The 19,821-nt window shown below is 62.0% G+C and carries 18 protein-coding genes; 10 read left to right on the top strand and 8 right to left on the bottom strand.

The features are described from left to right. Positions 1–30: 30 nt before the first annotated feature. From H261_RS10370 to H261_RS10360, 3 genes are all read right to left on the bottom strand, one after another. Positions 31–1,929, bottom strand: coding sequence for a 7-cyano-7-deazaguanine synthase (locus tag H261_RS10370; protein ID WP_161625023.1), 1,899 nt, complete (start codon positions 1,927–1,929; stop codon positions 31–33). Then, on the bottom strand, positions 1,922–2,704 hold the full coding sequence (locus H261_RS25425) for a hypothetical protein (RefSeq protein ID WP_040476225.1): 783 nt from the start codon (positions 2,702–2,704) through the stop codon (positions 1,922–1,924). Before H261_RS25425 ends, H261_RS10370 begins: the two co-directional genes overlap by 8 nt. 214 nt (positions 2,705–2,918) lie before the next feature. Further along, on the bottom strand, positions 2,919–3,551 hold the full coding sequence (locus tag H261_RS10360) for a TetR/AcrR family transcriptional regulator (RefSeq protein WP_008617123.1): 633 nt from the start codon (positions 3,549–3,551) through the stop codon (positions 2,919–2,921). Between the two features lie 193 nt (positions 3,552–3,744). Between H261_RS10360 and H261_RS10355 the strand changes: the two genes are divergently transcribed. Genes H261_RS10355 through H261_RS10310 form a run of 10 tightly spaced genes read left to right on the top strand, consistent with a single transcriptional unit; the run spans position 3,745 to position 14,591 of the window. Then, a complete protein-coding gene (locus tag H261_RS10355) occupies positions 3,745–4,881 on the top strand; it encodes a CaiB/BaiF CoA transferase family protein (protein WP_008617121.1) in 1,137 nt (378 codons plus the stop codon). Between the two features lie 28 nt (positions 4,882–4,909). Then, positions 4,910–5,752, top strand: a complete 843-nt coding sequence (locus H261_RS10350; RefSeq protein WP_008617114.1) for an amidohydrolase family protein — start codon at positions 4,910–4,912, stop codon at positions 5,750–5,752. Positions 5,753–5,754: 2 nt separating this feature from the next. Then, positions 5,755–6,948, top strand: coding sequence for an acetyl-CoA C-acyltransferase (locus H261_RS10345; protein ID WP_008617113.1), 1,194 nt, complete (start codon positions 5,755–5,757; stop codon positions 6,946–6,948). A 2-nt stretch (positions 6,949–6,950) separates the two neighbouring features. Further along, the gene (locus tag H261_RS10340) at positions 6,951–7,715 is read left to right on the top strand and encodes an enoyl-CoA hydratase/isomerase family protein (protein ID WP_008617112.1); all 765 of its coding nucleotides are present in this window, start codon (positions 6,951–6,953) and stop codon (positions 7,713–7,715) included. A 15-nt stretch (positions 7,716–7,730) separates the two neighbouring features. Then, complete coding sequence (locus tag H261_RS10335) at positions 7,731–8,588, top strand: 3-hydroxyacyl-CoA dehydrogenase family protein (RefSeq protein ID WP_008617111.1); 858 nt, start codon at positions 7,731–7,733, stop codon at positions 8,586–8,588. Positions 8,589–8,599: 11 nt separating this feature from the next. Further along, positions 8,600–9,667 (top strand): 6-hydroxycyclohex-1-ene-1-carbonyl-CoA dehydrogenase, encoded by a 1,068-nt coding sequence (gene had / locus H261_RS10330; protein ID WP_008617110.1) that lies wholly within the window; start codon positions 8,600–8,602, stop codon positions 9,665–9,667. Positions 9,668–9,669: 2 nt separating this feature from the next. After that, on the top strand, positions 9,670–10,779 hold the full coding sequence (gene oah / locus H261_RS10325; RefSeq protein ID WP_008617109.1) for a 6-oxocyclohex-1-ene-1-carbonyl-CoA hydratase: 1,110 nt from the start codon (positions 9,670–9,672) through the stop codon (positions 10,777–10,779). After that, positions 10,776–11,546, top strand: a complete 771-nt coding sequence (locus H261_RS10320; RefSeq protein ID WP_008617108.1) for a cyclohexa-1,5-dienecarbonyl-CoA hydratase — start codon at positions 10,776–10,778, stop codon at positions 11,544–11,546. The genes oah and H261_RS10320 overlap by 4 nt, the downstream gene beginning before the upstream one ends. 4 nt (positions 11,547–11,550) lie before the next feature. Next, positions 11,551–11,970: an acyl-CoA thioesterase gene (locus H261_RS10315; RefSeq protein WP_008617106.1), complete on the top strand. Its 420-nt coding sequence runs from the start codon at positions 11,551–11,553 to the stop codon at positions 11,968–11,970. A gap of 29 nt (positions 11,971–11,999) precedes the next feature. Continuing rightward, positions 12,000–14,591: a bifunctional acetate--CoA ligase family protein/GNAT family N-acetyltransferase gene (locus tag H261_RS10310; RefSeq protein ID WP_008617104.1), complete on the top strand. Its 2,592-nt coding sequence runs from the start codon at positions 12,000–12,002 to the stop codon at positions 14,589–14,591. Positions 14,592–14,597: 6 nt separating this feature from the next. Here the strand turns inward: H261_RS10310 and H261_RS10305 are convergent, their stop codons facing one another. The 5 genes from H261_RS10305 to H261_RS10285 all read right to left on the bottom strand — a co-directional run. Next, entirely contained in the window at positions 14,598–15,503 is a 906-nt protein-coding gene (locus tag H261_RS10305) for a GNAT family N-acetyltransferase (RefSeq protein WP_008617102.1), read from the bottom strand. A 10-nt stretch (positions 15,504–15,513) separates the two neighbouring features. Next, positions 15,514–16,353, bottom strand: a complete 840-nt coding sequence (gene bcrD / locus H261_RS10300) for a benzoyl-CoA reductase subunit D (protein WP_008617091.1) — start codon at positions 16,351–16,353, stop codon at positions 15,514–15,516. Positions 16,354–16,375: 22 nt separating this feature from the next. Continuing rightward, on the bottom strand, positions 16,376–17,668 hold the full coding sequence (bcrA, locus tag H261_RS10295) for a benzoyl-CoA reductase subunit A (protein ID WP_008617089.1): 1,293 nt from the start codon (positions 17,666–17,668) through the stop codon (positions 16,376–16,378). 4 nt (positions 17,669–17,672) lie between these two features. After that, positions 17,673–18,833, bottom strand: coding sequence for a benzoyl-CoA reductase subunit C (bcrC, locus tag H261_RS10290; protein ID WP_040476196.1), 1,161 nt, complete (start codon positions 18,831–18,833; stop codon positions 17,673–17,675). Positions 18,834–18,969: 136 nt separating this feature from the next. Beyond that, positions 18,970–19,821 (bottom strand): universal stress protein (locus H261_RS10285; RefSeq protein ID WP_008617079.1); only part of this gene is annotated, 852 nt, incomplete at its 5' end.

Genomic DNA, 19,821 nt, shown 5'->3' with positions numbered 1-19,821 from the left:
GACATCGGGCCGGAAAGTCGTGACATCGGGTCAGTCGGACCCGATGTCACCGAGTTGCCCAGGCTGGATCTGGAGCAGGTAGGGATTGAGGCGATAGCCACGCCAATTGACGTTCTGGATAACGGCATCGTCGGCAATCTGAACATCCAGCTTGTCCAGGAACTGCTTCTCGATGGCGTTACGGGTCCGCACGACTCGCTTGCGCAACGTCGGTTCCTCGATTCCCAAACGCTCGGCAAGAGCATCGCTTTTAATCAGGCGATGCTCTTCGTGCGGAAGACCGGCCGTCACATCTGCGGCGAAATCAGCCACCAGAGCCCGCAAGAGCTTGAATCCTGCTCCGGCGAGTTCGACACCACCACGGAAAAGAATGCGCTCCTTTTCCTCATCCACGGCGAAAAACAGTCCGTTGGCGGATCGCCGGGAGACATCAGCTGCGGCCTGCTCGGAGGCGGGCGGCTCGACCTCAGCCGGGTCCACCGTTTCCATCGATCGCATGGACGTGGATTTCAGCAACATCAACAGCGATGTATCCGGCAGGCCCAGCGTATGCGTCAAACTGGCGTTGTTGCCCAATTCCCAATCAACGACACGGGCCACCGTCTGGCCGTGACGTCGGAGCAGATCATAGATCTTCGCCGCCGCCTCGTCTGGCGGCCCCGGCAGATATGGTAGCACCCGAAATGCCTGCCCGAACGTGCTGAAGAATCCTTGCTCGGACATGCCTGCCAATTTCATGGCGTTCAGCACATAGGATTCAGCCATCACCACGTCCGTACCGGGCTTGCGCTCGCCCTTGAACAGATCGACGGAATAAGCTTCGGCCGATTCGTATTCACCGAGGCCCGCCCCCAGGATGCCGAAGTGACGATCGAGACATTGAGAGCAGACACCGCAATGGCGCTTGCGCTTGGTCGCCTCGCGCACGCGTGTGCAACTGAATGTCTCGGCAATAAGATCGGCACAGCCATGTTTGGCGATGACACCGACCACGTCGCTCTTGGTCAACCACAGATAGGGATTTTCGACCAAGACCGCCTCACCCAACAGCAGCGAGAACAGCGAGGTGAAATCGGCCAATACATGGGGATGGGTGGTACGAGTGGCCCGTGCGCCCAGCACATGTTCGGCCAGTGGTAGATTGATGCTGACGACACCATTCTCGTAAAACCGGATCGTGCGTTGCCCGAACAGATGCGCCACCACCAGTCCCAGGCTCGCGAACAAAAATGACCGCGTCCGCTGGGTGAACTCGACGGCCTCTTCCTGACCTTTATTGACACTGACATAGACGTGAAAAAGCTGACTGGCCCGAGTCCGATTACGCAAGGCAATCAATAGCGCCGATTGTCGCGATGTCACCATGGACGAGCCCCGATGGCTAACCAACGCCACCTTGCGACCGTTGCCAATCAGACTATCCACCGCCCCGGCAAAGGAATCGAGGCCGCCGGAGAACAGCATCACCTCATCGGGAACAAACCCACGATCCGCCGAATGGCCGAGATCAAGGTAGGGCTGCAATCCCGTGGCCGGTGAACCATGCTCGACGAATTCAAGGGCGTAGGCATCCTCAGACAGAAAGCCCAACGTCTCGCATAATGCCTCGATCACATCCCGACGATTCCAGAGGTCGGGGCGACGCACAGGAATGATGAAGCGGAACTGGCGTCGCCATTCCGCTCCCATACTCCGCATTCCATCCCGGCCGCGCCGAGTGAACTGGTCGGCGCAATAAACATAGGACGCCACCTCCAGCAAGTCCGCCAACACGGCCGGAACATCCTGCACCATGCGGGCGCAGAGATCTCCGAGCCGGAGATTGACTTTCTGCGGCGTGCCCTCCGGCGCATTGACGTCCATTTCCAGAACGTTCCTGGCGCCCGGCACACCCGTTACGCCACCGCAGATGACCAGCCGCTCAGCCATCAGCATCTCTCCGTTTGCGCAGTTCCCTGCGTATCTTGTCGAATGCGACATGCCCGAAACGGGCCGCCTTGTCCTGGTCGATGCCGCCCTCATAATTGCTCTTCGAGAACCAGTCCCGTGAGAATTTCTTGACGATTCTGGCCGTCTCACGGGTGTGGGTATCGAGTGCTCCCTCGAATTCCTTATGCTCGCGCGCGGTCTGGAAGCGCTTGCCGACACCGACATGGTTTGGCAGTTCACGACTGAGGTAGTAACCCAGGTGCCGTCGGGTCAGGCGGGCGAAAAAATCCCGCGACAGCACGCTGAACTGATCGGGTGTTCCCAAGCCAGCCAACGCGCCTCGGACATCCTCGAAAGAGGTCCCGAACAGCCCAGGGAGCTCACGACTGGCGACGGCATTAAGACTTTCCGCCGCCGACAATTGTGCCATCTCGCCCAGATCCGTCCGCCCGCCCGCTGTTCGGACATGGCGATCAACAGCATCGGTAAGCGCGGTGACGATCTCTACCAGGGATGGCCGATCACTCAGCTTGAGCCCGAGCATTCGGAGTTCCGGAATGAAATGCTCGCCCATGCGCGCGGCCAATGGGATCTGGGTCAACAGCCAGAATGCGTGCCGGAGCGCTTCATCCTTTCCGGCATCGATCATATCCCGCTCGGCAGCGGCGGAAGTAGCCTCGGCAATGTCCCGCATATCAGCACCGCCGCCGATCATCTCGACGACGCGCTGCCACTTCTTTGTGCGAGGAAGCGTGCCGAGACGCTGGTGGCCCAAGACAGTCCCTTTCATTATGCTTACATTGGCCGCTCGCCTCATGTTTTATGGGGCCAAACGCCATGCTGTGCCTGAAGATCGAGTTGCCCGTGTACCCATCACACTAGGAGATGTGCAACTTTCTTCAGCCCAATACCGAACAGCCTAGCGTCACGCTCTATCCCATAGATATTTCCCGGCAAACGTGTCCCATCCCTTCTTGCCAGCGGGTCACTCAACTTCTGTTCATGATGCCGTGCAACAGGGTTGCCCGAAGGGTGTTCGCGAGGTTCTTGCCTGTCAGTTCCTTGGGCCGACGGTACCACTCAACCAGCACACCATCATGGCCTGCCATGACGATGGCGGTAAGGTCGTGGGCAGAGAGATCCGTGCGGAAGACTCCTTCCGATTGACCTTGGACGATGACCCCCTCGATAGCCGTATACATGCGACGGTAGATGGACTTCACCTTGTCCTCTATCTCGTTGCTGGCACCGCTGAATTCGATGGAAACCAAGATGAGCAACAGCACATGCTCAGGCCGCGTCAGACCGAGAATCGACTGGCTGTGAATGAATTTCACAAGCTTAGCATCTGCCCCCGGCCCAGCCTCGGCGATATGGCTGGCGATAGGACTTACCACGTACTCTTCAGCCTGCTCCAGGAGGCGAAGCATGATGGCGTCCTTGGCCTTAAAGTAGAAGTAGACAGCCCCCTTGGTCAGCCTCGCCTTAGCCGCAATATGATCAATGGTAGTGGCGCGGTAGCCATTCTTCACGAACAAGTTCAAGGCACAAGCAAGGATATTCTCCAGGCTGGCGGCTCGCTGCTCTTCTTTCTTGTTCGGCTTTTTCGTCGTCACATCCATGGCTCGCGGTTCCATCGTGCTTCATAGGCCGTCAAAACAGTCTGACCAGTTAGTATCAATGTCCGCCCAGGTCAATTCGAAAGCGCCCCCCCTGGAACCCCATCGCCGGAAAAGGGTTAAAGCTCGCCGTTGACCTTTACAAACCGACTGTATAGTATGTATGCGAGGCTGTGAAGATAGGATTGCAAACACTATGGGGCCCTTGGCGGATCTGAAGGTTGTCGAACTTGCCGGACTTGGTGCCGCCCCGTTCTGTGCCATGTTGCTGGCCGACCTGGGGGCGGATGTGATTCGTGTCGATCGCTCTGATGCCAGAGGAAAGGGATCGAGCTTCGACATCTTGAATCGAGGTCGCCGCTCGGTCGCCTTGGATTTAAAAAAGCCGGCGGGCATCGCGGCGACTATGCGATTGGTCGGACAAGCCGATATCTTACTCGAAGGCTTCCGGCCCGGGGTGATGGAGCGGTTAGGACTTGGCCCGGAGCACTGCCTGACCGCCAATCCCCGGCTGGTTTACGGCCGAATGACTGGCTGGGGGCAGGAAGGTCCCTTGGCCAAAGCTGCCGGCCACGACATCAATTACATCTCGCTCACGGGTGTCCTGGAAGCCATCGGCACCAACAGCGCAAAGCCCGTTCCCCCACTCAATCTGGTGGGAGACTATGGCGGCGCCATGTTGATGGCTTTTGGCTTAGTTTCGGCCGTTCTGGAGGCAAAAAGCAGCGGTCTGGGCCAAGTGGTGGACGGTGCCATGCTGGATGCCGCCGCACTTACCATGAACCGCTTCCTCGGCCTCCACGCCGAAGGTAAATGGCGCCTTTCCCGCCAGTCAAACTACCTGGATGGCGGCGCCCATTTTTACGACACCTATGCCTGCGCCGATGGCCGCCATGTGGCCGTCGGCCCAATCGAGCCGCAATTCTACCGCCAACTGCTGGAGCGCCTCGGGGTGGAGCTTGACCCATCCCACCAATTGGACGCTCAAACATGGCCAGAGCAGAAGCAGATCCTGGCTCACGCCTTCATGGGGAAAACCCGTGATGAATGGACGGACTTGCTCGAAGGAACCGACGCCTGCGTTTCCCCCATTCTTGATCTGGTCGAAGCCCCGGAGCATCCACATAACGCCGCACGGCAAACCTTCCGCTCCCTGGACGGCGTCATTCAGGCCGCCCCTGCGCCTCGGTTCAGCCGCACCCACGCCGAACTGGACCTGCCGCCACCACAGGCCGGCCAGCACGATGAACAAGCCCTGTCCCGCTGGGGCGTCTCCACCGAGGAAATCGCGAGCTTCCGCCACGGCGGGGCCTTTGGCGCCGATCAACCTTAAAACCTTCAACACTGCGAAGAGGACCGTCATGGCCATCGACTTCCACTGCAATTTGTTCACTCCCGAGGCCATCGAGCGGCACTGGTACGGCCAACCCGAAATGTACCGGCTGATTAAGTGGTGGAAGATGGAGGAGCGTGTGAAAGGCGTCACCGTGGATGACTTCGTCGCCATGATGGACGCCGCCGGGCTGGAAAAAGCGCTGATCCCCGCCATCCGCATGATGTCTTATCAGAAGAAGACCATGGTCTGGGACATCACCGAGGAAGAGGTCCACGCCGCTGTCAGTCGCCACCCCGACCGGCTGGTGGGCCTGTGCGGCTTCAATCCCCTGCAGAAACTAGACAGTGTCCGCAACGTGGAACGGGCAGTGAAGGATTACGGATTCAAGGGCGTCTACATCCACACCTACGGCTTCGGCATTCCGCTCGACCACCGGCTGTACTACCCGCTTTACGCCAAGTGCGTCGAACTGGGCATCCCGGTCTCCATGCAGGTCGGCCACTCCGCCGAGCACATGCCCAACGAACTCGGCCGCCCCATCCACCTCGACAACATCGCCCTCGACTTCCCCGAGTTGAAGCTGATCGGCGCCCATACCGGCTGGCCGTGGACCGAGGAGATGATCTCGTTAGCCTGGAAGCACGAGAACGTCTATCTCGGCATCGACGCCCACAATCCGAAATACCTGGAACCCACCCTGGTCCATTTCATGAAGACCCGGGGCCAGAACAAGGTGATCTACGGCACAAACTACCCGGCCATCACCCATGCCGAGTCCATCGCCAGCATCCGGAACGAGCTAGGACTGACCGAAAAGGTGGCCGACAAGATCCTGCGCGGCAACGCCGCCCGCGTTTACGGGCTCTGATCATGGCAAACGCAAACGACATCGTCGCCATCAGCGCCGTCCGCACCCCCATGGGAGCCTTCGGCGGCAGCTTCAAAGACATCCCCGCCTACGACTTGGGCGCCGTCGCCATCCGCACCGCGCTGGAGCGGGCCGGCATCACCGGCGAACAGGTGGATCAGGCGATCTACGCCAATTGCCGGCAGGCGGGCAACGGCCCCAATCCGTCGCGAACCGCCGCCGTGCGCGGCGGCATCGCCCTCGACCGGCCGGTCTTCACCGTCAACATGGCCTGCCCGTCGGGCATGAAGGCGATGATGCTGGCCGGGTTGGAGCTCGCCAGCGGCGGCTCCAAGATCATCGTCGCCGGCGGCATGGAATCCATGAGCACCATGCCCTATCTGCTGAAGAACGTCCGCTGGGAAGGCTTCAAGCTGGGCGACAAGACCCTGTCCGACAGTTGGAGCGACACCCTCGACCCCCTGTGCGGCTACGGCATGGGCATGACCGCCGAGAATCTGGTGGCCAAATATTCCATCGGCCGCCAGGAGCAGGACGACTTCGCCCTGGCCTCGCAGAAGAAGGCGGCGGAGGCCCAGGCGGCGGGAATGTTCGACAGCGAGATCGCGCCGGTGACCCTTGCCGCCAGCCGCGACCGCGACGAGACCGTCGTGGCGCGTGACGAATCCATCCGGCCCGACACCTCGCTGGAGCGCCTGGCCAAGCTGAAGCCGGTGTTCAAGAAGGATGGTTCGATCACCGCCGGTAATTCCTGCGGTATGGGCGACGCCGCCGCCGCCTTGGTCCTGACCACCCGGGGACATGCAAAATCTATTGGTAAGGCGCCGCTGTTCTCGGTGGTGGCCTCGGCTCAGATCGCGGTCGAACCCGCCACCATGGGCGACGGCCCGGGCTGGTCCATCCCCCTGGCCCTGACGAGGGCGGGGATGACCCTGCCCGACATGGACTTCATCGAGGTCAACGAGGCCTTCGCCGCCCAGATGATCGCCAACGAACGGGTGTTGGGCTGGGACCGCGCCCGGGTTAACGCCTTCGGCGGCGCCATCGCGCTGGGCCATCCCACCGGCAGCACCGGCGCCCGCCTCATGGTGACCTTGGACAACATCCTGCGCAAGCGGGACAAGGAACTGGGGATCGCCTCCATCTGCGGTGGTGGCGGCGTCACCACCGCCATGATCATCCGGCGGGAGAGTTGAGCATGGCCGCCGAAATCCTGCTGGAAAAGCGCGCCGACCGAATCGCCGTGCTGACCCTCAACCGCCCCAACGCCCTGAACGCCATCGACCGCGCCATGGTGCAGGCCTTGCGTTCTGCCATCCGAGACATCGAGGCCGACGATACCATCGACGTGGTGATCATGGCGGCGGCGGGCGAAAAGGCGTTCTGCGTCGGGGTCGATCTCAAGGAGCGCCAGACCCTGAGCGACGACGAAGCCTACACCTTCCGCCTAGGCGAGCTGTTCCCCATGTACGAGGAACTGGAGAAGCAGACCAAGCCGGCCATCGCCGCCGTCAACGGCCATTGCCTGGCCGGCGGATTCGAGCTGGCGTTGTCCTGCGACATGATCCTGGCGACCGAGCGTTCCACCTTCGCCCTGCCCGAGGTCAAGTGGGGATTGATCCCGGCGGCCGGCGGCTGCCGCAAGCTTCCCAAGCTGATCGGGACGGCGCGGGCCAAGGAACTGATCCTCACCGCCGCCACCATCGACGCATCCAGGGCGGAACACCTCGGCCTGATCAACCGCATCGTCCCGGACGAAAGCCTGACGGACGAGGCGCTGGCCCTGGCCAGGCGGGTCCAGGCCAATGTCCAGGTGGCGGTTAGGGGGGCCAAGCGCTGCATCGATCACGCCATGGACATGGAGCACTCCATCCTCTTCGACATCGAGGTCTCCACCGGCTGTTACGCCGCCAAGGATCGCAAGGACGGCATCGCCAAATTCGCCGAGCGCAAGCTGTCATAAAAGGGAACATCACAGATGAAAAAGATCGCCGTCATCGGCGCCGGTGCCATGGGGCGCCAGATCGCCCTGCAATGCGCCCTGTCCGGCTTCAAGACCAGCCTAAACGACTCGCGTCCCGAAGGCCTGGCCGAGGCGGAAAGCTTCGCTCGTCAGTATCTGGATGACCGGGTGGCCAAGGGCCGGCTGAGCGAGCCGCAAAAGACGTCGGCGCTGGCCAATCTTCACTTCACCGCCGATCTGGCCGAGGCGGCTGCCGACGCCGATCTGGTGATCGAGGCCATCATCGAGAAGTTCGAGCCCAAGGCCGAGTTGTTCAAGGCCCTGGACCGGCTATGTCCGGCCAAGACCATATTCGGCAGCAACAGCTCGAATATGCGGGGATCAAGGCTGGCCGAAACCACCAGTCGCCCGGACCGGGTGCTGAACATCCATTTCTTCAATCCGGCCCTGGTGATGGAACTGGTGGAGGTGGTGGTCCACCACAAGGTTCCGGACGAAGTGACCGATGCAGTGGTGGACTTCTGCAAGCGTATCGGCAAGGCCCCGGTGGTCATGCGCAAGGAAATTCCCGGCTTCATCGTCAACCGGATCTTCCGTGCCCTGACCCGCGAGGCGGTCAGCCTCTACGAGGAGGGCTACGCCAGCGCCGAGGACATCGATCTGGCGGTGACCAAGGGCCTCGGCCACCCCATGGGGCCGCTGCGCCTGCTGGACACCACCGGCATCGATGTCTCCTACCTGGCACGCCAGGACGAGTACGAGGAAACCGGGGTCGAGGCCGCCAAGCCCAACCGGATCCTCAAGGACATGTACGAAAATGGCGAGTGGGGCAAGAAGACCGGCAAGGGTTTCTATACCTACCCCAAGGATTGAAGGAGCATTTGATGTCCAAGCAAGCTTACCGCTGGGTGATGACGGGTGTCGGCCAACCCATGGAGAGGCAGGCGTTCGATCCTTTCCCGCCCAGCCCCGGCGAAGTGGTGATCGAGATCTCCGGTTGCGGCGTCTGTCACACCGACCTTGGCTACTACTACGACGGCGTTCGCACCAACCATGCCCTTCCGCTGACGCTAGGCCACGAAATCAGCGGCCGCGTGGTTGCCGTCGGAGCCGGGGCGCAAAACTGGCTGAACAAGGCGGTGATCGTGCCGGCGGTGTTCCATTGCGGCGAGTGCGATCCCTGCAAACGCGGCAAGGGAACCCTGTGCATCAACGAGAAGATGCCCGGCAACGACATCCATGGCGGCTTCGCGTCCCACATCAAGACGCCCACCCATGGCCTGCTGGCGGTGGATGAAGCCCGCTTGGCCAAGGCCGGTCTCAACTTGGCCTCGGTCTCGGTGGTGGCCGACGCAGTCACCACCCCCTTCCAGGCGGTAAGCCAGTCTGGGATCGGCCCGGGCGACCTCGCCATCGTCAATGGGGTCGGCGGGGTCGGTGGCTATTGCGTCCAGATCGCCAAGGCCTTCGGCGCAACGGTGATCGCCATCGACGTGGACCCGGTCAAGCTGGACATGATCGGTCAATATGGCGCCGACCTGATCCTGAATGCCCGCGAGATGGATGGCCGCGAGTTGAAGAAGCGCGTTGCCGCCTTCGCCAAGGAACGGGGCCTGCGCCCCATCGAGTGGTTCGTGTTCGAATGCTCGGGCACCAAGGTTGGCCAGGAAACTGCCTTCGGCCTGATGGTCAAGGGATCGACCCTGGCGGTGGTGGGCTTCACCATGGACAAGGTCGAGATTCGCCTCTCCAACCTGATGGCGCTGCACGGCCGCGCCCTGGGCAACTGGGGCTGCGTCCTATCCAACTACGGGCCGACCCTGGACATGGTCCTGGCGGGTAAGGTGCAGATTCTGCCCTTCGTCGAGGAACACCCGCTGGACCAGATCAACGAGGTGTTCGATGCCGTCCATCATCGCCGGATCGCCCGGCGCGTCGTATTGGTTCCCTGATCATGATCAAAGATATCGTCACCAAAACCGCGCCTTCGCAGCTGGTGGATCATTCCGCCTGCCCAGCGCCGTCGTCCCCAGGCATCCTCTATGAGAAACACCCGACGGCGGCGGAAGGACTCTTCAACGTCTGGGTCACCATCGACAACCCCAGGCAGTTCAACAGCTATTCCATCGACATGCTGAAGGCGTTGCAGCAAGCCTTCCGAACCGCCGGCGAGGCCCGCGATGTGGTAGCGGTGGTGCTGACCGGCGCCGGCAGCAAAGCCTTCTGCACCGGCGGCGACGCCATGGAATTCGCCACCTATTACGCCGGCAATCCCCAGGAATTCCGCAGGTTCATGCGGCTGTTCGACGACACCATCTCGGCCATCCTCGCCTGCGACAAACCGGTGATCTGCCGGGTCAACGGGCTGCGTAGCGGCGGCGGCCAGGAGTTGGGCCTAGCGTGCGATTTATCGGTCGCCCAGGATCTAGCGGTGTTCGGCCAGGCCGGCCCCAAGCATGGCGGCGCCATGGTCGGCGGTGCCACCGACTTCCTGCCGGTGATGATCGGAGCGGAGGAGGCCATGGCCGCCGGTATCCTGTGCGATCCCATCTCGGCCCACAAGGCGCGGCGGTTGGGCATGATCAGTGCGGTGGTTCCGGCGCTGAAGGTCGACAGCCGCTTCATCCCCAACCCGTCCGTCGTCACTGACCGAGTGGTGGACGAGTTCGGCGAATTCATCCTGGGCGAACCCAAAGCCGGTGGGGAGATCAAGGCGGCCAAGGAGATCGTGGCCAAGGGCGAGATCGACCTGTCGCGTCTCGACGCCAAGGTTGAGGAGCTGTGCTCCAAATTCCTCCATATGTCGCCCGAGGCCCTGACCAAGACCTTGGAGGAATTGCGCAAGCCCAAGCTCGACGCCTGGAACCGCAGCAAGGAGGGCAACCGCGCCTGGGCCGCCATCAACATGACCACCGAGGCCCATGCCGGATTCAAGGCCTTCGCCGTGGGCAACAAGGAGGTCGGCCGCGAGGTCAACTTCGTGGCTCTGCGCCAGGCCCAGGCCATAGGCGCGCCCTGGACACCTGACCTGATCGAGGCGTTGATGCCCGGGAGGATTTCATGACCGATACCCCCCTGCAGACTTGGCTTGACCGCGACGGCAGGCTGCTACGCCTGCGGCTAAATCGGCCCAAGGCCAATATCGTCGATGCCGCCATGATCAAGGCCCTGGACGCCGCCCTGGCTGCGCAGAAGGGCAACAAGAACCTATCCGCCGTCCTGCTGGACCATGCCGGGCCGCATTTCAGCTTCGGCGCCAGCATCGAGGAGCATTTCCCCGACCAGATGGCCGACATGCTGGCGGTCCTGCACGGACTGCTGAAGCGCATGCTGTTCTATCCTTGCCCCATCCTGGTGGCGGTTCGCGGCCAATGCCTGGGTGGTGGCCTGGAGGTCGCCCTGGCCGGCAGCATGATTCTGTGCTCTCCCGACGCCAAGCTGGGCCAACCCGAGATCAAGCTGGGAGTCTTCGCCCCCGCCGCCAGTTGCCTGCTGCCCGAGCGGATCGGCCCCGCGGCGGCGGAAGACTTGCTTTACACCGGCCGCAGCGTCGGTGCCGACGAAGCGCTACGCATGGGAGTGGTCGACCGCGTTTCTGAAGACCCGGAGGCAGCCGCACTGGCTTGGTTCGACGAACATTATGCCCCGTTGAGCGCCTGCGCGTTGCGGTTTGCCGTCAAGGCGGCTCGTGGGGCTTTGGCCCACCGGGTATCACTGCGCCTCGACGAGGTCGAGCGGCTGTGCGGCGTCGATCTCATCAAGACGAAAGACATGATGGAAGGACTCGTGGCATTCCAGGAAAAGCGCCCTCCCGAATGGAGCAATTGCTAGAGCAATGGCCATCCTTATCACCTATCGAGGGACCACCTATCCGTGGCAATGCGACCATATGGGCCATGTCAACGTCATGTGGCACGTCTCCAAGTTCGACGAAGCGACATGGCCATTCTTCTCGGCCATGGGGCTGACGCCTTCCTATCTGCGGGGACGTTACGCCATGGCGGCAGTGCAGCAAAACATTACCTACAGGGCAGAGTTACTAGCGGGCGACATCATCGAAGTCCGCTCCCGGGTTCTGGAGGTGCGCGATAAGGTCATCCGCTATGTCCACGAGCTTTATCGGATCGAGCCCGAGGCCCTTTGCACAGTCTGCGAGTTGACGACGGTCCATTTCGACCGCGAAACACGCCGTTCCTGTCCTCTCCCGCCGGAGATTCGAGCTCAGGCGACGCGGTTGATGGATCACGACGCATGATCCCGGTTTCGCCATGAAAGGATAGGGGTTTGTCCATCACCAACCTGACCCATCTGCTCGCTCCCCGCACCATCGCCGTGATCGGCGCCTCCGACCAGCCGGGCTCCCTCGGTGCCACGGTGATGCACAATCTTGTGGACGGGCGCTTCGGTGGCCCGGTGATGCCGGTGGCGGCGGGACGGAGGGCGGTGGCCGGGATACTGGCCTATCCGAATATCGCCTCCCTGCCGGTCGCTCCCGACCTCGCTGTGATCTGCACGGCGGGAAGCGACGCCCCGGCCTTGATCGAGCAGCTTGGGCAACGCGGCTGCCGAGCAGCAATCATGATGGAAGCTCCTGGCGACCGTACCACCTTCATGGCCGCCTCAAAGTCATGCGGGCTACGCGTTCTGGGCCCCGACAGCCTGGGCCTCATGGTTCCATCCGCCCGGCTGAATGCCAGCCTGGGACACGTCCCCGTCCTGCCGGGTCAGATCGCCTTCGTGTCCCAGTCCGGGGCCATGTTCTCCACCATTCTCGACTGGGCCAACACCCGTGGCATCGGCTTTTCCCATTTCATCAGTCTGGGCGGCGGCGAAGACGTGGATTTCGGCGACATCCTTGACTATTTGGCCAATGACGAAGCAGCCAGGGCCATCCTGCTCTATGTGGAGGACATCCCCAACCGTCGGGATTTCGTGCCAGCGGCGCGTGCGGCGGCGCGCAACAAGCCGCTGCTGCTGATCAAAGCCAACCGAGCCGGCAACAACCGCCCGATCGGAGCGTTCCTGTCGGAGACCCTCGCCGCGCCGGACGAGGTGTTCGACGCGGTTGCCCGCCGAGCTGGCGCGCTGCGGGTCGATCACATGGATGAGCTGTTCGCGGCGGTCGAGACCTTGGCGCGCAACCGCCATATGAAGGGCGAGCGTCTGGGTATCGTGTGCAACGGCGCCGATCTCGCCCTGATGGCGGCGGACGAAATGGCTCTGATCGGGGCTGGAGAGCCGGCCCGGTTGATAAATCTGGAGACGGCAGCCCAACCCGATCGTTATGGCACGGCCCTGACCGAACTGGTCGAAACGTCGAACCTGGACGCGACCTTGGTCATCCATGCCCCCACCGCATTGTCGAACGGCGGCGCTTGCGCCAGGGCGGTCGCGGCCGCTCACCAGCGGGTCGGAGGTGCATTGCTGACCTGCTGGCTCGGCGGCGAGTCATCAATGACCGCGCGCTCATTGTTCGCCGAGGCGGGATTGCCCAATTACGAGACGATCGGCGACGCCATCCGTGGATTCCGGCATCTAGTGGACTTTCACCGCAATCAGGAAATGCTGCTGGAAACGCCGCCGTCCGACATTTTGGAACTGCACTCCGCCAGACGGAGTGCCCGCGCGATCATCGACCGGGCACTCGATCGCGCCGACGGATTCCTCACCGACCCGGAAACCCGTGAATTGCTGTCCTTCTACGGCGTCGCCACGGTGGAGAGCGTCCTGGCCGCCACACCAGAGGACGCGGCGCAGGCGGCCACCCGCATGGGCTTTCCCGTCGCCTTGACCTATTCCTCGCCCGATGTGCCCCGCAAGTGGGATGTGGGCGGCGTGGCGCTCAACCTTGAGAACGCTGAGGCGGTTCGGACCGCCGCCGAGGCCATCTTCCACCGGGTGGCCTCAACCTCGCCGGAACTGCGCTTCGACGGCTTCGGAGTGCAGAAAATGGCGCTGCGGCCCCATGCACGCCAGTTGATGATCGGCATCGCTTGCGACCCTCTGTTTGGGCCGGTGCTGGTATTCGGCGAAGGTGGGCGGGCGGTGGAGGTCATTCGCGACCACGCCCTGGCCTTGCCCCCGCTTAATCGCCCCCTGGCGCGGCGCCTGATCGCGCAGACCCGTGTTTCGTGGCGCCTGGAGGCCCAAGGCGGCCGTCCGGCGGCCGATCTGGACGCCATAGCCGACGCCCTGGTAAGGGTGTCGGCTATGCTGACCGATAATCCAGAGATCATCGCCTGCGACATCAATCCGCTGTTCGCCGATGATCGCGGCGTTCTGGCGGTGGATGCGAGAATCCGGACGGCCCCTCCGGATCAGTCCGATCTCCGTAGCTTCTCCATCCTGCCTTACCCGGCCGAACTGGAGGAACCTGCGACACTCCGTGATGGCTCGGCCGTGGTGCTTCGGCCTGTTCGCCCCGAGGATGAACAGGCCCATGCAGATCTCGTGAACCGGATGAATGAAACAGATCTTCGTTACCGGTTCTTCGGTACCCCGCAGAGATTTGGCCACCACCAACTCGCCCGGCTGACCCAGATCGACTATGACCGGGAGATGGCCTTCATTGCCAGCCGGCCAGTTCCCGGGCAGGGGTGGGAAACCTTGGGCGTTGTGCGGACGGTCGCCGACCCAGACAACCGCAAGGCTGAGCTTGCGATTTTGGTTCGCTCCGACCTTAAGGGAACTGGGCTGGGCAGCACCTTGATGACCAAGATCATCCGCCATCACCAGACCCGGAAAACCCACGAGATCGGCGCGCAAATTCTGTCGGATAACACCGCCATGCTGGCGCTGGCGAGAAAGTGCGGTTTCATTTTGACGTCAAGCGAGGACCCGGAGGTGACGGAATGCCTCCTGGTCCTCGGCGACTGATAGACTTTAGGTGAGCTCTCGGGCGAAGGAGAGCGCCTCAGTAGGCTGAAAGCCGTTCCGTTCCAGGAACGACAGAAGGCCGTACCCATTCCATGGAACCACGGTTCGGACACGCTCGATACGGAGCGAAACCAAATTCTGGAACAGTTGGGCCATTAATGCGGCACCAACGCCATGGCCATCAAATCCAGGGCGGACACCAATGGTGTCAAGAACAGCGGCCGGACTGGTTTGACCGAATTCGCCGTAATCCACCCTCGCCATAACAAATCCAACGGCGATTCCATCCTGCTCGGCCACCATCGACACCCGAACCCCGGACTGCTCTAGAACCTCGGCAAATTTGCGCTTGTAGAAGGCTGATCGATCCAGCCCCATAGCCTTGCGGTCGATGGCGGTCACGGCATTGAAATCGGCCTCGTTCATACTACGGACAACGATGGTCGCGTCATCTTCCCGAGCCTCCAGCGATGTAAGGGGGCGCTCCAGCACCACCTGAGGCGAGATGGAGAACTTCGATGCGGCTAACAGACGTACCAGCCCAAGCTGTTCCCAGTGAGCCTGACTGATTATTCGCCGGGCACCGTGCGCCTTGGCCAATGAAGCTATGTCTTCAAGCAACTTAAGGCCGATTCCCTGGTGTCTGGCATCGGATTCTACGCCCAGGGCGTCGAGGACGGCGACAATCTCTCCACCCCCGAATTCACCTTCAAGAATATGAGCGGAGGCGAACCCGGCCAGTTTTCCATGGGTCCACGCCCCGATCTGGATGAACCCATCGGATGCCGACTCCTGGGCGCCAAACCGTTTCTCGAAGAAACCACGCCGGGAACGGCCGCTAATCAGACGGTCACACTCGACAACCTTCTCAAGGTCCTTTGCCGTCAATGCGGCGATCGTGACTTTACTCATGATATGCCTCCTACGCCGCTTGCCCGAGGCGGGCCAGCTTTTCGTGACGGAAGGCGCCCCACAGTGCGGCGCCGATGGCGCCGGCATAGATCGAGTCCGGATGGGACACGGCCTTGAGGTTGACCTTCTCCTGCTCGGCGGCTTCGTTCAGGGCGGCGACCAGACCGGCGTCGAGCGCCAGACCGCCGGTGACCTGGACGATGCCGTCGACGGCGCCGATGGACTTCAGCAGCTTGGCCAGGCGCACCGCCATGGACACATGGATGCCCTTGAGGATGTTGGAGGCCGAGATGCCGCGCGACACCATGTTGATGACGTCGGTCTCCGCCAGCACGGCGCAGATGGACGACACCTTCTCGGGGTCATCGGCCTTCATGGACAGGGTGCCGATCTCGTCCTGGGCGATGCCCAGATAGCGGGCGATGTTCTCGAGGAACTGGCCCGAGCCCGAGGCGCACTGGCTGGTCATCTTGTAGGACAGCACCTTGCCGACGCCGTCCATGCGGATGGCGCGGCCGTTCAGGGCCCCGATATCCAGCACGGCGCGGGCTTCGGGGTTGAGGTACAGGCCGCCACGACCATGGGTGGTCATGGAGTAGAAGTGGCCGGTGGCGAAGCTGAGATTCTCGGCGTCGCCGGTGGAGGCCACATAGGAGACGTCCGAGCGGCTGACGCCGGCCGTCTTCAGCATGTGGTCATAGGCTTCGTTGGTCAGCTGGAAGGGGTCGCGGTTGCGGATACGCGCGGTTTCCTTGCCCAGCCATTCGACCTTGTCGCCGTTGACCTTGAACACGACGGTCTTGATGCAGCCCGAACCGATGTCGACACCGGTAGTGATAAGTTCAGACATGGGTTGTCTCCTCCCCTCCCAATCAGTTCACGACCGCGCGGACGGCGAAGGTGGCCCCGCCGAGAGCGCCGGTGTAGATCGAGTCCGGATCGATGTTGATGGTCACGTCGCCGTAGTTTTCCTTGATCAGCTTGCGCAGCTCGCGCACCGCCGCCTCGTTCTTGGCGACGCCACCAGTGAAGGTAAACTGGTCCTTGACGCCGCCGGCACGCGACAGGATGGACATGGCGCGCAGGATGATGGCGCGGTGCAGACCGGCCAGGATGTCCTCACGCTTTTCGCCCAGAGCCAGACGGTCACGCAGCTCGGCACCCGCGAACACGGTGCAGGTGGAGTTGATGCGGACCTGCTTGTTGGACTTCATGGCCAGCGGCCCGAGTTCGTGCAGGCCCATGTTCATCTCGTCGGCGATATAGCCCAGATAACGGCCGCAGCCCGCGGCGCAACGGTCGTTCATCTGGAAGTTCTCGACGATGCCCACCGGGTCCACCTGGATGCCCTTGGTGTCCTGGCCGCCGATGTCGAGCACCGTGCGGGTTTCCGGGTACATCATATGGGCGCCCAGGCCGTGGCACAGGATCTCGGAGCGGATGTGCTCCTTGGGGAAGGGCAGGCGGACGCGGCCATAGCCGGTGCCGACCACATAGGTCTCTTCCAGCGGAATGGCGAGCGCCGACTGCACCGGGGCCAGGATCGAGGCGCCGGTCATGGTGCCCTTTTCCAGGGCGCGGACGAACTTGCCCTCCATGTCGCCCGACGGCGGACGGTTTTCCACTTCGATGATCGACTTGTCATAGACGTTGAGGATCAGGTCGAAGCCGAGACCGGCCTCCTTGCACACCGCCTCGCCGTGGCTCATGAACTCGGCGCCGGCCAGATCGCGGAAGAAGTCCGACTTGCGCTTGACGCCCGGGGCGTACTGGGCGGCCGAGCTCTCGCGCAGGCGCGAGAAGGTGCCTTCCAGGGCCTCGATCACCACCTTCTCGCGGCCGGCGAAGCGCGGCCCCTTGATGTTGGCGATGCAGGTCTGCTGGAGGTCTTCCAGCTGCTCGAGGAACTGGACGTGACGGAAGTTGCGTTCCAGGTCGGACAGGATGTCGTCGACCTTGCCCGACACTTCCGGAACCGAGCCGAGCGCCCGGCGGAACAGGGTCAGACGGGTGTCGATCAGCGCTTCCTGCTTGGAAACCGCCGCCGCCGTGTCGTAGTTCGAACGCGAATTGGTGATGCCACGTCCCAGGATCTGGAGGTTCTCATCCATCACCACGGCTTTGGTGGTGGTGGAGCCCAGATCGATGCCAATGAAACAACGCATGATGTCAGCTCCACAGCTTGATGGAATCGGCGAACGTGCCAGCTTGCTCGCGGATCGGCTGCATCTGGCCCGAATTTTCGGCGTATTTGAAGGCGATGTAGGGGATGCCTGCTTCGGTGAGGGCGTGGCAGACCATTGGACGGTCCAGCAGGGCGGGGTCGCAAAAGGATGGGGTGGCGTAGATCACACCCTCGGCACCGCAGGCCTTGACCGCATCCACATGGAACTTGCCCTTGACCTTACCGTCGGGCACGTACTTGCACGAGGTTTCCACCGAGTTTTCAATATAGGTGGTGGCCAGTGCCTTCAGTGGATCACCCTCGGTGAGGACGTCGACCATGAGGAAACGGTTGACCAGAGCGTAGTCGTCATCGACCACATAGCAGCCAGCCATCTCGATTGACTTGATCAGGTTGAGCGGCGGCTGCTCGCAGAACGAGCCAAAGATTGCGACCCGCACGTTGTCGCGCTTGGGCCGATCCTCGGCGGCGGCGGCGGTAATGTAGTCGCGCAGCATCTGGTTGTGCTCTTCCACATCCATCATCAGGCCGGCCCGCATCAGCAGGTAGACCTCTGAGGTCGGGGCCAGCCAGGGCTGATTGGCGCGGAAGGCGTAGACCTCGCGCACCAGGCGGCGGTTCTCGTTGTAGAGCCGGATCGAGTTGCGGATGTCGTCGTCGCTGATCGTGCGGCCGGTGAGATGCTCCAGGCCCTCGCGTAGCTCGACCAGTTCCTGGGTGTAATAGGTGCCGCCCAGCGAGGCGTCGAAATTCTGCGGGGTGTCAAAGAACTTGGTCCACACATTGGGGAACATCATCTTCCAGATGCCCGACAGGTTGCGGATAACGTCGCAGACGAACGGGAAGATCATGCCTTCGACGAAGTCGAGGCGGTTGGTCACCCCCAGTTCGATGGTCGAGCGCGGAATGCGGCAGATGTAGCTCTGGTAATAAGCATCGCCGTGGATGACTTCCATCTGGTCGCCGCCGCCGAAGATCCCCAGCGGCAAGCAACCGGCAGCATGGATCATTTCGAGCGGAGCGTAGACGGGCAGGAAGCCGACCACCTTGCGGCTGGGCTTGGCGGCCTTCCACTTGCGGGCATAGTTGAAATCCAGATCCTCAATCATCCGTTCACAACGGCTGACGATATCGGCGACTGACATTCCTCACCCCTCTCATGGCAGTAGAATCCCGAGATCGCCTCGGGTCCGCAGAATACATACTAGGTGGTCGGTATGTATTCTGTTTGATCACGGGAGTCAACCAGCTTTTTGACAGCCGCCGACATCCTCTCTTCGGTCAGTTGGACAACAACGTTGGGATGGTCATATGGCGCAGTATGTAGGCCGCACCACCCGCATGCCACGGCACCAACGCAGAATGGGAGTGAGCCCCCATCACCAGCAGATCGGCCCCCAGGTCGCACAGCCGGGACAGAAGAACATCCATCTTATCAAGGCCATCGACTGGCATCCGCTCCAAACGGGCATCGATCCCCCAACGCGAAAGATGATCGACGACGTCCACATGGGGAACATCGCCCATGCTGGCGCCTCCCTCGTCGGTGGTAGCATGCAGCGACAAGACAGTCACCCCCCCGGTGGCAACCATCAGCGGCTTGGCGTCATTCAAGGCCCGCACCGCTTCCCGATCGGCATTCCACGCCACCACCATATGCTCTCCCAAGGTTGGAAAAGAACCGGAATGGGGCACCACCAGCACCGGCCGACCACAATGCAGGACCACATGTTCGACAAGATCCTCGGGGACCTGCTTGGTCTTTGATTCGAATTGGCCCATCACCACCAGATCAGCGTAGCGGGCACAGAACATGGTCTCAGACAGGACATGACCAGGTTCGCCATGCGATAGCTGCCACCAACGCGAGGCAATACCAGCCTCCTTCACGGCGGCGTCAAAGACCGCTTTAGCCCCGTTGCGAACCTTGACCAGGACATCGCTGGCATGACGCGCCACGGCACTGGGCTTAAAACTGTCGATCCGGGCAAATAACCCCGTCAGTACGGCGCCGTGACGCTTCGCCAGACCGATGGCCATGTCGAGACGAACCGAATCACGCTCACCACCATCAAGATGGACGAGAATATCCTTCACATTAAATCTCCCCCTGTTGCGCCAGTACTCTGGAGC

It is taken from the genome of Paramagnetospirillum caucaseum, from assembly GCF_000342045.1.
In the GTDB taxonomy this organism is placed as follows: domain Bacteria; phylum Pseudomonadota; class Alphaproteobacteria; order Rhodospirillales; family Magnetospirillaceae; genus Phaeospirillum; species Phaeospirillum caucaseum.
The sequence above is the reverse complement of the archived record's forward strand: the minus strand, read 5'-3'. Positions and strand labels throughout refer to the sequence as shown.

Excerpts from the sequence above, each read along its gene's own strand:
- H261_RS10370 (WP_161625023.1), bottom strand. The coding sequence starts at position 1,929 with ATGGCTGAGCGGCTGGTCATCTGCGGTGGCGTAACGGGTGTGCCGGGC.
- H261_RS10360 (WP_008617123.1), bottom strand. The coding sequence starts at position 3,551 with ATGGATGTGACGACGAAAAAGCCGAACAAGAAAGAAGAGCAGCGAGCC.
- H261_RS10355 (WP_008617121.1), top strand. The coding sequence starts at position 3,745 with ATGGGGCCCTTGGCGGATCTGAAGGTTGTCGAACTTGCCGGACTTGGT.
- H261_RS10350 (WP_008617114.1), top strand. The coding sequence starts at position 4,910 with ATGGCCATCGACTTCCACTGCAATTTGTTCACTCCCGAGGCCATCGAG.
- H261_RS10345 (WP_008617113.1), top strand. The coding sequence starts at position 5,755 with ATGGCAAACGCAAACGACATCGTCGCCATCAGCGCCGTCCGCACCCCC.
- H261_RS10340 (WP_008617112.1), top strand. The coding sequence starts at position 6,951 with ATGGCCGCCGAAATCCTGCTGGAAAAGCGCGCCGACCGAATCGCCGTG.
- H261_RS10335 (WP_008617111.1), top strand. The coding sequence starts at position 7,731 with ATGAAAAAGATCGCCGTCATCGGCGCCGGTGCCATGGGGCGCCAGATC.
- had (WP_008617110.1), top strand. The coding sequence starts at position 8,600 with ATGTCCAAGCAAGCTTACCGCTGGGTGATGACGGGTGTCGGCCAACCC.
- oah (WP_008617109.1), top strand. The coding sequence starts at position 9,670 with ATGATCAAAGATATCGTCACCAAAACCGCGCCTTCGCAGCTGGTGGAT.
- H261_RS10320 (WP_008617108.1), top strand. The coding sequence starts at position 10,776 with ATGACCGATACCCCCCTGCAGACTTGGCTTGACCGCGACGGCAGGCTG.
- H261_RS10315 (WP_008617106.1), top strand. The coding sequence starts at position 11,551 with ATGGCCATCCTTATCACCTATCGAGGGACCACCTATCCGTGGCAATGC.
- H261_RS10305 (WP_008617102.1), bottom strand. The coding sequence starts at position 15,503 with ATGAGTAAAGTCACGATCGCCGCATTGACGGCAAAGGACCTTGAGAAG.
- bcrD (WP_008617091.1), bottom strand. The coding sequence starts at position 16,353 with ATGTCTGAACTTATCACTACCGGTGTCGACATCGGTTCGGGCTGCATC.
- bcrA (WP_008617089.1), bottom strand. The coding sequence starts at position 17,668 with ATGCGTTGTTTCATTGGCATCGATCTGGGCTCCACCACCACCAAAGCC.
- bcrC (WP_040476196.1), bottom strand. The coding sequence starts at position 18,833 with ATGTCAGTCGCCGATATCGTCAGCCGTTGTGAACGGATGATTGAGGAT.